This window comes from Modicisalibacter luteus DSM 23508, from assembly GCF_000378505.1.
In the GTDB taxonomy this organism is placed as follows: domain Bacteria; phylum Pseudomonadota; class Gammaproteobacteria; order Pseudomonadales; family Halomonadaceae; genus Modicisalibacter; species Modicisalibacter luteus.
In genome coordinates this window covers 13,117-27,198 of record NZ_KB900000.1, presented here as the reverse complement: position 1 = coordinate 27,198, position 14,082 = coordinate 13,117, and the positions used below count along the sequence as shown (strand labels likewise).

Annotated in this window: 14 protein-coding genes; 8 read left to right on the top strand and 6 right to left on the bottom strand. The window is 58.8% G+C overall.

Annotation, left to right across the window (positions count from 1 at the left end; translation table 11 throughout):
- Positions 1 to 123: 123 nt before the first annotated feature.
- Entirely contained in the window at positions 124 to 1,002 is an 879-nt protein-coding gene (locus F568_RS0116745) for a helix-turn-helix domain-containing protein (protein WP_019019914.1), read from the top strand.
- Positions 1,003 to 1,028: 26 nt separating this feature from the next.
- Here the strand turns inward: F568_RS0116745 and F568_RS0116740 are convergent, their stop codons facing one another.
- Positions 1,029 to 1,724: a GntR family transcriptional regulator gene (locus tag F568_RS0116740; RefSeq protein ID WP_019019913.1), complete on the bottom strand. Its 696-nt coding sequence runs from the start codon at positions 1,722 to 1,724 to the stop codon at positions 1,029 to 1,031.
- Positions 1,725 to 1,868: 144 nt separating this feature from the next.
- On the opposite strand from F568_RS0116740, the gene F568_RS0116735 reads away from it, so the two are divergent.
- From F568_RS0116735 to F568_RS0116725, 3 genes are all read left to right on the top strand, one after another.
- Positions 1,869 to 2,924: an aromatic ring-hydroxylating dioxygenase subunit alpha gene (locus F568_RS0116735; RefSeq protein ID WP_019019912.1), complete on the top strand. Its 1,056-nt coding sequence runs from the start codon at positions 1,869 to 1,871 to the stop codon at positions 2,922 to 2,924.
- An 87-nt stretch (positions 2,925 to 3,011) separates the two neighbouring features.
- Positions 3,012 to 3,980, top strand: a complete 969-nt coding sequence (locus tag F568_RS0116730; RefSeq protein WP_019019911.1) for a PDR/VanB family oxidoreductase — start codon at positions 3,012 to 3,014, stop codon at positions 3,978 to 3,980.
- Positions 3,981 to 4,058: 78 nt separating this feature from the next.
- Positions 4,059 to 5,069, top strand: coding sequence for a TRAP transporter substrate-binding protein (locus F568_RS0116725; RefSeq protein ID WP_019019910.1), 1,011 nt, complete (start codon positions 4,059 to 4,061; stop codon positions 5,067 to 5,069).
- Between the two features lie 61 nt (positions 5,070 to 5,130).
- On the opposite strand, the gene csrA (F568_RS23060) is transcribed toward F568_RS0116725, so the two are convergent.
- Positions 5,131 to 5,343, bottom strand: coding sequence for a carbon storage regulator CsrA (gene csrA / locus F568_RS23060; RefSeq protein WP_019019909.1), 213 nt, complete (start codon positions 5,341 to 5,343; stop codon positions 5,131 to 5,133).
- A 402-nt stretch (positions 5,344 to 5,745) separates the two neighbouring features.
- Entirely contained in the window at positions 5,746 to 5,973 is a 228-nt protein-coding gene (gene csrA / locus F568_RS0116715) for a carbon storage regulator CsrA (protein ID WP_019019908.1), read from the bottom strand.
- A 658-nt stretch (positions 5,974 to 6,631) separates the two neighbouring features.
- On the opposite strand from csrA (F568_RS0116715), the gene norR reads away from it, so the two are divergent.
- Entirely contained in the window at positions 6,632 to 8,197 is a 1,566-nt protein-coding gene (norR, locus tag F568_RS0116705) for a nitric oxide reductase transcriptional regulator NorR (protein WP_026300612.1), read from the top strand.
- 66 nt (positions 8,198 to 8,263) lie between these two features.
- Positions 8,264 to 9,436: an alpha/beta fold hydrolase gene (locus F568_RS26115; RefSeq protein ID WP_019019905.1), complete on the top strand. Its 1,173-nt coding sequence runs from the start codon at positions 8,264 to 8,266 to the stop codon at positions 9,434 to 9,436.
- A gap of 125 nt (positions 9,437 to 9,561) precedes the next feature.
- On the opposite strand, the gene F568_RS0116695 is transcribed toward F568_RS26115, so the two are convergent.
- The 3 genes from F568_RS0116695 to pcaH form a co-directional block, all read right to left on the bottom strand.
- The gene (locus F568_RS0116695) at positions 9,562 to 10,662 is read right to left on the bottom strand and encodes a branched-chain amino acid aminotransferase (RefSeq protein ID WP_019019904.1); all 1,101 of its coding nucleotides are present in this window, start codon (positions 10,660 to 10,662) and stop codon (positions 9,562 to 9,564) included.
- A gap of 208 nt (positions 10,663 to 10,870) precedes the next feature.
- Entirely contained in the window at positions 10,871 to 11,506 is a 636-nt protein-coding gene (gene pcaG, locus F568_RS0116690; RefSeq protein WP_019019903.1) for a protocatechuate 3,4-dioxygenase subunit alpha, read from the bottom strand.
- An 11-nt stretch (positions 11,507 to 11,517) separates the two neighbouring features.
- Positions 11,518 to 12,252, bottom strand: coding sequence for a protocatechuate 3,4-dioxygenase subunit beta (gene pcaH, locus F568_RS0116685; protein ID WP_019019902.1), 735 nt, complete (start codon positions 12,250 to 12,252; stop codon positions 11,518 to 11,520).
- A 193-nt stretch (positions 12,253 to 12,445) separates the two neighbouring features.
- Here pcaH and msrP point away from each other — a divergent pair, with 193 nt between their 5' ends.
- Both msrP and msrQ read left to right on the top strand, forming a co-directional pair.
- Positions 12,446 to 13,450, top strand: coding sequence for a protein-methionine-sulfoxide reductase catalytic subunit MsrP (gene msrP / locus F568_RS0116680; protein ID WP_019019901.1), 1,005 nt, complete (start codon positions 12,446 to 12,448; stop codon positions 13,448 to 13,450).
- The gene (msrQ, locus tag F568_RS0116675; protein WP_019019900.1) at positions 13,450 to 14,076 is read left to right on the top strand and encodes a protein-methionine-sulfoxide reductase heme-binding subunit MsrQ; all 627 of its coding nucleotides are present in this window, start codon (positions 13,450 to 13,452) and stop codon (positions 14,074 to 14,076) included. Before msrP ends, msrQ begins: the two co-directional genes overlap by 1 nt.
- Positions 14,077 to 14,082 lie beyond the last annotated feature (6 nt).

Here is a 14,082-nt window from a genome sequence, read left to right as displayed (position 1 = left end):
TTTCATCGATACATCGCCCCAAATAAGGCAAAATCCTCAAGCAAACTTGGACATAACCAAGATAAGCGCACGACTTTGGTCTATGCTCGCCCCACTGGGCATGGCTCGCACTGGGGAATCATCATGGAAACCAGGCAGACAGCGGTTCCCGTCTTCAAGCTGTACGGCGAAACCCGCCACTGGCCGACGCCCGACCTGCTGCACTGCGAATCGATCGCCGATCGCAGCCGGTTGCACGATTGGCACATCCGCCCCCATCGCCATGCCGACCTGCTGCACCTGCTGCATATCCGCGACGGCGAGGTAACGCTGCACCTGGAAGGCACGGACCGTCACCTGAAGGGACCGCTGCTCATCGCTGTGCCGGCCATGACCATCCATGGGTTTCACTTCTCGAAGGACATCGGCGGCCACATCATAACCCTGGCCCAGCCACTGGCCGGTTACCTGAGCGATCAATTGGAACAGTTGGGCGAGGTACTCGGCCGCGCCGCCCACTATCCCCTTGCCGATCAGCCGGAGGCTGAAGCAATCACCGCCCTGGTCATGCAGATAGACACCGAGTATCGGCGCCCTGCCGAAGGCCGCGATCCGCTCTTGCATGCCCTGATCCAGGCGTTGGCCGTACATGTCGCCCGGCGTGCCGAGCGTCGTCGGCCAATCCTTGCCCGCCGCCACGACAAGGGACAGGATCACCTGCAGCGCTTTCAGGCCTTGATTGATGCGCACTATGCCGAGCAGCCCACCATCGAGTCGCTGGCCTCGCGCCTGGGCATGACCAGCGCCCACCTCAATACCCTTTGCCGACGCCTTGCCGGACGCAGCGCTCTCCAACTGCTCCATGAGCGTCTGCTACTCGAGGCCAAGCGCCAACTGACCTACACCAACATGACGATCAGCCAGGTATCGGATGCCCTGGGCTTCTCCGAGCCGGCCTACTTCACGCGCTTCTTCAAGCGCCACACCGGCGATTCGCCCAAGGCGTTTCGCCAACGGCAATGATGCCGTTGGGATCCAAAACGATCCGATCAGCCCGTTGATGCCCCATTGGGATCCAGATCCAGCAGCTCGCCATAACGCATTCCGATATAGGCGTGTTCGCGCATCAGCATTTCGGCGCGCGCGCTCTCGCCCAGCCGAAGTGCCTGGAACACCGTCTGGTGCTGCATCTGGGCGAAGTAGAGCTTGCGGTATTCGCGATCCAATGCGTCGGTGTCGATAATGATCGAATCCGCCGAGGCGAACGGAAGATGGTTGTTGCGCCCGATGGCGTCGGCGATTACCAAGCTGCCCGTGGACTCAACAATGGTTGTATGAAAAGTTTCGTTGATCTCGCTCCAGCGAGTCACGTCATCCTTGTCCAGGTAGCCTTTGGCTAACAACTCACGGCCGTCCTCGATGCACTGCGCCAGATGTACCTCGACCTCTTCCGTCAGTCCTTGTTCGGCCAGGCGGCGGGCGGCGAGCCCCTCCAGTACTCCCCTGACTTCGAGCGCACATAACACATCCGTTTCGGTGAATTCGCGCACCCGATAGCCACGCTTGCCGGCACGCTGCAACAGACCCTCCTGCTCCAGGGTACGAAACGCCAAGCGCACAGGCGTGCGTGACACCCCGAGATGCTCTGCCACATGCAATTCGGCAATGCGGTCACCAGGGGGATAGCGCCCTTCACTGATCAGTTTTCGCAGACTTGCCACGACACTCGTATTGCCCTTACTCACCCGTTTTCCCTGTGTTATCCGAGACATGAAAGAAACAAAAGGCTTTGGATCCAACTAAAGCATAACTTGACCAGAAACCCGCCATAGAACTTAACTTTGGATCCAATAACGACAAACAACCGACCCGCTGATGAGGATATTGCCATGTTTCCCAAGAATACCTGGTACGTCGCCTGCACACCCGACGAGATCGATGGCAAGCCGCTCGGCCGTACCATCTGCAATGAACAGATCGTGTTCTTCCGTGCCGAACAAGGCAAGGTCGCCGCGGTCGAGGATTTCTGTCCCCACCGCGGGGCACCATTGTCGTTGGGTTTCGTACGCAACGGCCAGCTGGTCTGCGGCTACCATGGCCTGGAGATGGGATGTGACGGCAAGTGTTCCAGCATGCCCGGCCAGCGTGTGCGTGGATTCCCTAGCATTCGCGCCTACCCAGTCGTCGAGCGCCACGGTTTCATCTGGGTGTGGACCGGCGATGCCACCTTGGCCGATCCCGACAAGATCCCCGAGCTCCACTGGGCCAACAACCCCGACTGGGCCTATGGCGGCGGTCTCTATCACGTTCAATGCGATTACCGGCTGATGGTCGATAATCTCATGGATCTGACACACGAGACCTATGTGCATGCGTCGAGCATCGGCCAGCCCGAGATAGAGGAGGCGGCGCCAGAGACCAAGGTCAACGGCGATGAGGTCATTACCAGCCGATATATGGAAAACATCTCTGCCCCGCCCTTCTGGCAGGCAGCGCTGCGCGGCAACAACCTGGCCGATGACGTACCCGTGGATCGTTGGCAGATCTGCCGCTTCACCCCGCCCAGTCACGTGATGATCGAAGTCGGTGTGGCACATGCCGGCAAGGGAGGGTACGACGCCCCGGCCGAGTTCAAGGCCTCAAGCATCGTGGTCGACTTCATTACGCCCGAGACCGAGACGTCGATTTGGTACTTCTGGGGCATGGCACGCAATTTCAATCCGCAGGACCAGGCCCTTACCGACCGCATTCGTGAAGGTCAGGGCAAGATTTTCGCAGAAGACCTGGACATGCTCGAGTCTCAGCAGCGCAACCTGCTCAAGTACGCCGACCGTCAGTTACTCAAGCTCAATATCGACGGCGGCGGAGTCCAGGCACGACGCATCATTGACCGCCTGCTCAAGGAAGAAGCGACATCGTCGGCCGACACCGCGGTGGCCAGCTAATTCCCCTCTGACCGATGGCGGACGGCACGACAGCGTGTCGTCCGTGACAGAACACGGACCGGCCTGGCGCCGGACAGGATTTGAGCGATGAGCAACAGTACGCTTTCCCTATTTGTGCGGGTCACGAAGAAGACCCAAGAGGCCGAGGACATCGTCAGTTTCGAATTGGCGGACCCGCATGGTCGTCCTCTCCCCGCGTTCAGCGCAGGTGCACATGTCGATGTACGGATCAAGGACGGCCTGGTACGTCAGTATTCGCTATGCAACCATCCCGAGGAGCGCGACCGGTACCGGATCGCGGTACTCCGCGAACCTGCGTCGCGAGGTGGCTCGACGGGCATGCACGATGACGTTCAGGAGGGCGACCTGCTGCAGATCAGCGCACCCAAGAACCACTTCCCCCTCGAGCCATCGCCACGCACCCTGCTTTTCGCTGGCGGCATCGGAGTCACACCGATCTTGTGCATGGCCGAACGACTGGCGCATACCCATGCCCACTTCGAGATGCACTATTGCGCCCGATCCCGTGACCGCATGGCGTTCGTCGACCGCATACAACAGAGTGACTACGCCGAGCACGTCCATTTCTACCACGACGATCAGCCAGAGGCCGGTAACCTGGATGTTGCCTCGCTGGTTGCCGAGCCGGACAAAGACACGCACATCTATGTCTGCGGCCCCAGCGGCTTCATCGATCATGTACTGTCCACCTGCAAGGCGCAGGGCTGGCCAGCCTCCCAACTGCATACCGAGTACTTTACCGGTGCGGTTCAGGACAGCGAGGACGATGAGAGCTTCGAGGTGAAGATCGCCAGTAGCGGCGCCTCCTTCACCGTGCCCAAGGACAAGACCGTCTATGAAGTGCTCAGCGAAAACGGCGTCGAAATCATGGTCTCCTGCGAACAGGGCGTCTGCGGCACCTGCCTGACGCGAGTACTCGAAGGGGAACCCGACCACCGCGACCTCTACCTCGACGATGAGGAGCACGCCGCCAACGATCAGTTCACTCCTTGCTGCTCACGCGCCAAGAGCAAGACGCTGGTACTCGACCTGTAAATATCACTAGTTTGTCGGGCTCTCCCCGACAGTTTTGCCCCTGCAGTACGCCACATCACAACAACACAAGAGATCGAGATGATGAGAACGACAATAATCGGCCTGGCCATGGGCCTGACCGTGGCTGCAACCCCTGCCCTGTCACAGGCCAACGAGGTGCTGCGCCTAGCGCATGTCTGGCCTGGCGGGTCGCTGATCGACAAGGAATTGTTCCAGGCCTGGGCAAAGAGCGTGGAAGAAGCCTCGAATGGTGAACTCAAGGTTCAGGTCTTCCCCGGCCAGACACTGGCGAAGTCCGACCAGACCTACCAAAGCGCCGTCGAGGGGATTGCTGATGTCGGTTCGACAGCCCAGGGCTATAACTCTGGTCGTTTCCCTCTGACGCAGGTGGTCGAGCTTCCCGGCGTTTCCCATAGCAGCAAGCAGGGCTCGTGCATCCTGCAATCGCTTTATGATCAGGGCGCGCTGGATGAAGAATACCGGGACTCGCACGTCCTGTTCATGTTCACCACCGGTCCCGGTTACCTGCATACCAAGCAGAAGCTGATCGAGAACCCCGAGGACATGGCCGGGATGCGGATGCGTCGGCCGACATCAGTCGTTGGTGACATGATGACCCGACTGGGGGCGCAGGCAGTGGGGATGCCGGCACCGGATGTATTCACCTCGATGCAACGCGGCGTACTCGATGGCCTTAGCTTCAACTGGGAAGCCATGAAAACGTTTCGTCTCAATGAACAGACCCGCTACCACACTGAAGTGCCGCTCTACGACCTGTCTCTGGTCGCAACCATGAATCAGGAGCGTTACGAGGAACTGCCTGAGCATCTGAAGGAGGTGATCGACGAGCACAGCGGCATGGAGTGGTCAATGAAAGCCGCCGCCGTCTACGACAAGCTCATTGAGCAGGGCCGCCAGGAAGCCGTCGATGCCGGTCACGAATTCCTGGCTGTGGAAGCGCCACTGGAGGATCCCCAGTGGGGCCCCGTCTTGAAGGAAACCATCGACACCTATCTGACGGAAGTCGGTGGCAAGGCACAGCCCCTCTATGATGAAGCCATGCGACTTAGCCAGGAATGCCAGGCCTGAGCAATCCCTTCACAGCAATGCCGCTACATTATGTAGCGGCATGTTCTTCCAGCCCTCACCGTCAGGCGTTCTCGCCCTCTGCCAACGCCAGAGGGCTTTCACTTTTCTCGAACTCCTGCTGGATGCGCCGATAGATTTCCTCGCGGTGCACGCCAACATCCTTGGGCGCATTGATACCGATGCGAACCTGATTGCCCTTGACTCCGAGTACGGTCACGGTGATGTCGTCGCCAATCATCAAGGTCTCGCCAACCCTGCGCGTCAAAATAAGCATTTCGTTCCCTGTAAATAAACAGTGCATGTTCAAGCCTTGCCTGCGAACCGTATGGGCAATGCCCTTCCCTGTAATCTATTTCTTACACGAACTGTAGTTATTAGCTACAGCTGTATACAACCTATGTTATCTTTTTGTTACAAAAAAACCATCGAGGGAGTATCTAAAGACAGGATGCGCTCCGGCATCAGGGCAAGACACGTTTGCTACAAGGCGAGCGCCTATTGATATGGGCGCCAAATGCTTTGCCTGGGCAGACAAGGGGAGGGCTTGAATCGAGTAGTCAAACTACTGGGCGCTAATCAGCGCCCTTGGGAGGTGGCAGTTAAAATGCGGGCCTGCGAACGCCGCATGCATGAGTAAGCAATTCCGAGGACGTTACCCATCATGCCCACCGTTTCCTCATTCAGCTAAGGCATACACCCGTTCGGGAGCGTCTTGAACCTCATCCCGCTCTTGAGCTACGCCCCCCTGTTGAATCCGCTCGAAAATTTCTTCCCGATGAACGGCCACATCCTTTGGCGCCTTGATACCAATACGTACCTGGTTTCCTTTTACCGACAAGACGGTAACGGCGATATCGTCACCAATCATCATCGTTTCACCGACCCGGCGAGACAAAATGAGCATATTGATTCCCTTCAGTCGATTGGCTGACGTGCCGCCGCGACTCGTAACATACGGCACATCAGCCTTGTAAGCATTTTCTTACAAAAGCTAGAGGCATTTTCGTACACAAAAAGATAACTCACGTTATCTCTTACAATATGTAAACATGAGACATTAAGCGGCGTGCACAGGACGTGCCGTAAAGGAACCCAGGCAGGACGCTTGATGACCCAAGGAAGCACGAGCAGGACGCTCGTCATGGATGCAAGGATGCTGCTCAGCGCAACTTGCGCTGAAAAGCCCGGCCCTAACAGGCCGGGCTTTATTTTTATAGGTATGGGTCTCCCGCACTGCGTGCTCGCTATTCGGATCGGACAGAAGCTGCTTATCCAAGGCAGCCCTGCCAAGAAGAAGGCAATCTGAGCCTTCTTCCGAGATGATCCGATGGTGTTCTGTCACGAGCAATGGCACTTCACTTACCCAATAGTTAAACCTAGCTATCTATAAGCAACGCCCATGCCAAAAACCAAGGAGAAAGCATTAAATGATTGTTTGATCAGGGATTTATTTTACCACCGTTCCACCAGTGACAAAAAAACAAAGCAATTTTTTGCATCGAACCGGCAAACAGTGAAAAAATGACAGTGACAAAGTGACAATGGACCGTCAAAAAACCATCATGACTTCTTCATTATTCCTAGCACTTGGGGGCCTACTCAATCGTATGGGCGACGGCCTCTCCGCCGAGGCGCAGCAGGATGTTTGGCTCCAGCTTATTCAAACGCTACTCGCTCGTTACCCTGTTGATGCCTGTACACTCATGGTTGCTGACAAGGACGGCTTACGTCCAGTTGCAGCCTTCGGTCTTCCACAAGATATTTATGGCCGCTATTTCCTGCTGAAGGATCATCCACGTCTGGCAGCCATTGCCGATCATGCGGGCGTGTGTCGCTTTGCGCCGGACTGCTCCCTTCCCGATCCCTTCGATGGAATGCTCGACGACAAGCTGACCCATGTTCACGATTGCATGGGCGTGGCGCTGCTCGACGAGGGCCAGCTTATAGGCATGCTGACCCTGGATGCCCTGACTCCAGGACGGTTCGATACTATAGACCGGCAGGAACTGCAAGCGGCCGCCCAGATGTTAGCGGGCGCTCTACGCCTGACCCAACGATTCGAACAGGCCAGTTCACGACTCAACGAAGCGTATGACAAGGCGCAGGTGCCACAGTCACAGGTTCATTGGCACAGTTCTGCCATGCAACGCCTCAATGAAGCCCTTAAACTGGTAGCCCCCACCGACATGAACGTGCTGCTACATGGGGAAACGGGCGTCGGCAAGGAGCGCGTCGTTCAGCGGCTGCACACGTTATCCACGCGACGCGACAACAGGTTGGTCCGTGTCAATTGTGCCGCATTGCCCGAGCACTTGATCGAAAGTGCGTTATTCGGTCATCGGCGTGGCGCGTTCTCGGGCGCCATCAAGGATCACCGTGGCTATTTCGATGTGGCCAACGGCAGCACCCTGATGCTTGATGAGATTGGCGAACTGCCCCTTGCGCTTCAGCCCAAGCTCCTGCGTGTCCTTCAGGAGGGCGAAATCCAGCCTCTCGGCAGCGAGCATCCTCAGCGTGTCGATGTCCGCATCATCGCTGTCACCAACCGTGACCTTGCCGCTGAGGTCGAAGCCGGCCGCTTTCGTGAAGACCTTTACCATCGCTTGAGCGCCTTTCCGCTCCAGGTGCCCCCCCTCCGGGATCGGCGCGAAGATATTCCGCTACTGGCCGGTAGTTTTCTGGAAGAGAACCGTGTTCGTCTCGGATTGGCCAACCTGCGCCTGACCGAAGATGCAGAAGTGGCGCTCAAGGCTTGGCACTGGCCGGGCAATGTCCGGGAGCTGGAGCATACGCTAAGTCGGGCCGCCTTGCGGGCGTTCGGCGACAGAATGCGTCAAGATGATGCCACTGAATCTTCTCAGCAGCGTACCGCGTTGTATATTACCCGCACGCATCTGGATCTACCGACAGATAGCGCCAACGAGTCAGATGCGGAGGATGCCGATCTACCAGTCGCCGCGAACCAAACGGTCTGGATGGCACTACGAGAGGCCACGGACAATTTCCAGCGGCGCTACATCTATCGCGCCCTGGCAAGCCACGGAGACAACTGGGCGGCAACGGCACGCGCCTTGGAGACAGACAGTGGCAACCTGCATCGCCTTGGAAAGCGCTTGGGGTTAAAGTAGTCGACTCACGACAGGTGCTAATCTGCACTGCTTCAATGCCAGTCACTTCACTAAAGGTTCTAGCCAGTGCAACAGGATGTAAAGCAAAATGTGCTGCTTAGAAACAACGTAAAAGTCTTCGGTCATGGCTCACAGGCCATGGTCTTTGCTGCGGGTTTCGGCTGCGATCAGAACATGTGGCGGTTCGTGGCGCCTGCATTCGCCGATGACTACCGTGTCGTACTGTTCGACTATGTCGGAGCTGGTAAGTCAGACCTGACGGCGTATACCGCGGAGCGCTATGGCACCCTGGACGGCTACGCACAGGACGTTCTGGACGTTCTGGCCGCCCTGGATGTCCACCGCGCCATCTTCGTCGGCCATTCGGTGAGTAGCATCATAGGCTTGCTCGCCTCGATTCAGGATCCCGAACGTTTTGAGCGGCTTGTCATGGTCGGTCCGTCGCCATGTTACGTGAACGATCCACCCGACTATATGGGCGGTTTCGAGCACAATGCCTTGACGGGCCTGCTCGACATGATGGAAAAGAACGACCTGGGCTGGGCCGGCTTCCTGGCGCCCACCATCATGAGCCATGAGGCACGGCCGGAATTGACGGAAGAACTGCAAGACAGTTTTTGTGCCACCGACCCGGCCATTGCCCGAAATTTTGCCGCCGTCACGTTCTTTTCCGACAACCGCGCCGACCTTTCCCAAGCCACGGTTCCTGCCTTGGTGCTTCAGTCCCGGGAAGACGCAATCGCCTCGACATGTGTCGGGGAGTATGTGCACAAGCATATGCCCCACAGCACCTACAAGCTCATGTCCGCTACGGGACATTGCCCGCACATGAGCCATCCGGAGGAGGTCATCCGTTCGATCCGGGAGTATCTGCCAACCCCGGCCTACTTGCCGGCGGCGTCCTCTAGCGATTCTCTTTATTCGCTACCTTGTGGCTTCCTGGCATTCACGATGGAGGGCAAGATAACGACGTCGAATGACAAGCTCCAGCAATGGTTAGGCTATTCTCCCGATGACTTGCAAGGTCGCTCGATAGATCTTGTCCTCACGGACGCCAGCCGGCTTTTCTTTCAGATGTATCTATTCCCCATGGTTCGCCTCCAGGGCAATGTCGAGAACCTGCACCTCTCGTTGTTGGCACGAGATGGCAGCGAGCTTCCTGTACGGGTGAACGGAACCTGCCAGAACGTTCAGGGGCAGCTGGTCGTCGAGTGCGTCATGCTGGAAGATAGTCTCTAGCACTTTTCCCTTCTTCCACGTCAATACCTCGGTGTGGAGCGTCTTACCGTGAACCGTTCACCCAACGAAAAACGCCGCCACCCTGACGGGTAGCGGCGTAGCGGGTCTGTTTCGTAACAGATGGATCAGGCCAGGCGCGTCAGCCAGCCATGGACGTCTTCACTGCGTCCGTACTGGATATCCAGCAGTTGCTTGCGTAGAGAGCGACCAACCTCGCCACCGTTCTCGGCGTTACAGACGATGTGCTCGTTCTCGCTGACCAGTTGCCCGATCGGCGTGATGACGGCAGCCGTTCCACAGGCGAAGACTTCGGTGATCTCGCCGGAGGCTGCGCCCTCGCGCCATTCATCGATGCTGATCTGGCGCTCTTCGGGCTTGAGCCCGGCATCCCTGGCCAGTTGCAGCACCGAGTCGCGGGTCACGCCCTCGAGAATGGTGCCGGTAAGCGCCGGGGTCACGATGCGGCCGTCCTTGAATACGAAGAACAGGTTCATGCCGCCGAGTTCCTCGACCCACTTGTTCTCCACCGCATCCAGGAAGGCGACCTGATCGCACTGGTGGGCCTCGGCCTCTTTCTGGGCAGCCAGCGACGCCGCATAGTTGCCGCCGCACTTGGCAAAGCCAGTGCCTCCGGGGGCGGCGCGGTTATAAGTCGAGGAGAGCCAGATCGACACGGGCTTGATGCCGCCCTTGAAATAGGAGGCAACCGGCGAGGCGATGACGTAGTAGTCGACTTCCTTGGACGGGCGTACGCCGAGGAACTTCTCGCTGGCGATCATGAACGGGCGCAGGTACAGGCTCGATTCGTCGGCTTCGCCCGTCGGTGTCGGCACCCAGTCGATGTCCTGGGCGACCAGCGCTTTCAGCGAACCGACAAATGTCTCGGTGTCGAGCTCCGGCAGGGCCAGGCGACGCGCCGAGGCACGAAAGCGTGCCGCATTCTTCTCGGGCCGGAAGGACCACACTGAGCCGTCTGCATGGCGGTAGGCCTTGATTCCTTCGAAGATTTCCTGGGCGTAGTGCAGCACCGAAGCGGCGGGGTCCAGTGTCAGCGGTCCATAAGGCCGGACTTCGGCGTTATGCCAGCCGTCGCTCGCCGTCCAACGCACATGCGCCATGTGATCGGTGAAGAAGCGGCCGAAACCAGGGTTGGCCAGGATTTCCTCGCGCACACGGGCATCGGTCGGGTTGGCATTGGGGATCAAGCTAAAGCCTGCTGTGGCCACGGGTATCGCTCTCCAGTACTGAATGGCAGAAACGCTGAAATTCGGCGTGATCTAGACGCTAATCATGACATGAATGGTTGATGCCGAGAAAGCCTGCGATCCGCCGCGATGAGCCTGCTAATCGTTGAATGGCCCGACTCCCCCTGCCAGAAAAACGCCCTGCAACCGGCAGGTTGCAGGGCGTTCCACGGCGTCTAGCGCATATGGTTCAAAAATCGAAGAATACCGTCTCGCCCTCGCCACGGAGACGAATGTCGAAGCGGTAACGCACCTTGCCGCCTTCGCCTTCCTCGCGCCTGGCGAGCAGTGTGCGTCGACGGGCCTCGGACTCTACCGCGTTGAAAATCGGGCAGGCCACGTTGACTTCGGCCTCATCCTCGAAGTACATGCGCGTGTTCAACTGCATGTTAATGCCGCGGGCGAACACCGCCAGGTTGATGTGCGGTGCCATCGGCTTGCCATTGGCAGCCTTGACGATGCCCGGCTTGACGGTGGTCAGCGACCATTCGCCACCAGACTCTACGGTGGTGGCGGTTCTCCCGAAACTGTTGAACGGCCGCTCGAGATCGTAGTCGCACTGGTATTCGCCGTTGGCGTCAGCCTGCCAGGCCTCGATGAAAGTGTCGCGTACCAGATCGCCATTGCCGTCGATCACGGTGCCCACCACCTCGATGAGCTGGCCGTCGGCCTCGGATGTGGCCATCCGGTTCCAGATCTCTTCCTTTCGCGGAGGCAGACCGGCAATGCTCAAGGCCAGGCCGATGTGAACGTACGGGCCAGCGGTCTGTGAGGCGGTTTCACGCAGCATGAGGTCAGTGGTCGGCGTTGAATTCGGCTGTTTCATGGCATTTCCCCTCACACGTTCTCGAAATAGGTCTGCAGTTCGCCGCGCGTCACGATATCGAAGCGGTAGGCAAGGCAATCCATGGGCCGGCTATGGGCCATGTCGAGACGGCCGACCATGGTCTGTACGGCTTCCGGATCGTTGAGGGTACGTACGATCGGGCAAATCGGAATCAGCGGGTCGCCCTCGAAGTACATCTGGGTGACCAGACGTGTGGAGATCGACGGCCCCATTACCGAGACATGAATGTGTGCCGGGCGCCAGGTGTTGATGCCGTTCGGCCACGGATAGGGGCCGGGCTTGACGGTACGGAAGCGATACCAGCCCTCTTCGTCGGTCAGGCAACGCCCCACGCCCCCGAAGTTAGGGTCGAGTGGTGCCAGGTACTGATCCTTCTTGTGACGGTAGCGCCCACCGGCGTTGGCCTGCCACATTTCGACCAGGGTATGCGGTACCGGCTTGCCGAACTGGTCGGTTACGCGGCCGAACATGATGATGCGCTCACCCACCGGCAGACCGTCCTGACCGTTGCCTTCGCGGTAATTGAGCAACAGGTCATTATCATGCGGTCCCATGCGCAGGTGCTGGAAGTCGGGACCGCTGAGTTCGGAGACCGTCGGCGCCTGCAGGCTGACCAGGGCCTGGCTGGGCGAGCGGGCCACGGCGGTCTTGTAGCCGGGGGTGTAGGCAACGGGATGCCAGGTGCGGTCGCGCTCGACGAAGCGCTTGCCCTTGTTGAGAGGCATGGGGGTCATCTCCTTTCAGTGCCTTTGTTATGCGACACATTGTCGCCGACGATGGGGATTAACCAAGTGAAATGTCGCCTACCTCGCATAACCCTCAGGTTATGGCAAACTTTCTACTTACCCTACTCACGCAACTATTCCTTCTCCTCATGGTCAGTAACCTCGTATAGGCCTTTCCCCTCGGAGTCCTCCCATGCTGATCCGCTCCCGCAATCGCCACTCCATTGGCGAGAATGACGTCACGCCGGAATCGGTCTATTTGTCGCGCCGTACCTTCCTGGGTGGCGTTGCCGGGATAGGGCTGGCGGCAAGCCTGCCGCGTGCAGCCCTTGCCGGCCCCGACTACGACGATGTCACCAAGGCGAAGGGACCTGAGTGGTTCGAGGCCCATCTATCCGATACCCGCTGGAACGCAGTGACGGCGGAGGAAAAGATCACGCCGTTCGACGATGCGACGCACTACAACAACTTCTACGAGTTCGGCAGCAACAAGAGCGATCCGGCACGCTATGCCGGCCAGTTGAATACTGTGCCGTGGTCGGTGACCATCGATGGAGAAGTGGGAAAACCGGGCCAGTATGCCCTTGAGAATCTCATCACGCCGAGTCGTTTCGAGGAACGCATTTACCGGCTGCGTTGCGTCGAAGCCTGGTCAATGGTGATCCCTTGGCTGGGTATTCCGCTGGCCGACGTTATCAAGCGCGCCGAGCCTACCGGCAAGGCCAAGTATGTACGCTTCGAGACTCTTGAGCATCCCAAGCAGATGCCCGGCCAGGCCTCACGCTTCGGGTTGATCGAGTGGCCCTATCGCGAAGGCCTGCGCATGGACGAGGCAATGCATCCACTCGCTTTCCTGGCGGTCGGCATGTATGGGCGCGTGTTGCCCAATCAGAATGGGGCGCCGCTTCGCCTGGTGGTCCCCTGGAAGTACGGTTTCAAGAGTATCAAGTCGATCGTGCGTATCTCGCTGGTCGAGTCCCAGCCCGAAACGTCGTGGCATATGCTGGCACCTGATGAGTACGGCTTCTACGCCAACGTCAATCCGGACGTCGACCACCCGCGCTGGAGCCAGGCTACTGAGCGCCGCCTACCCAACAGCCTGTTCAACCCCAACGTCATCGATACCCAGCCCTTCAACGGCTACGCCGAAGACGTTGCAGGGCTCTATCAAGGCATGGACCTGCGGAAGTTCTATTGATGGCACAACCCCGGCACATTCTCGTGTGGCGGCTGCTGGTCTTTGTAGCTGCGCTGGTGCCGCTCAGCTGGTGGATGTTTCATGTCGCCATCGGTGCGGCAGGCCCGGAGCCTGGGCGCTATCTGCTGCTCAACCTGGGCCAGGGCGCCCTCTTTTTGCTGCTGTGCACGTTGAGCCTGACGCCGTTGATGCGGCTCACTCGCTGGAAAGGCTTCAGCGCAATCCGGCGCCAGCTCGGGCTGTGGACGTTCAGCTACGCGCTTCTGCACATGCTCAGCTACCTGCTGTTCATCCTCGGCCTCAACTGGACGGCACTCGGCGAGGATCTGCAGAAGCGTCCTTACGTGATCGTCGGGGCGCTGGCTCTGGTCATCCTGCTGGCCCTCGCCGTGACATCCAATCGCTACGCCATGCGCCGGCTAGGTAAACGCTGGAAGCCGCTACACAAGTGGATCTATGCCGCGCTGGGCCTGGTGCTGCTGCATTTCCTATGGGTTGTGCGTGCGGACCTGGCGGAGTGGAGCACCTATGCCGCGGTCGCCCTGGGGCTGATGCTGCTGCGCCTGCCCGGAATCGCCCAGCGTTTGCCGCGGCTCGGGGAGCGCTTGAAACGGGCCCGCGTCTGACGTGAG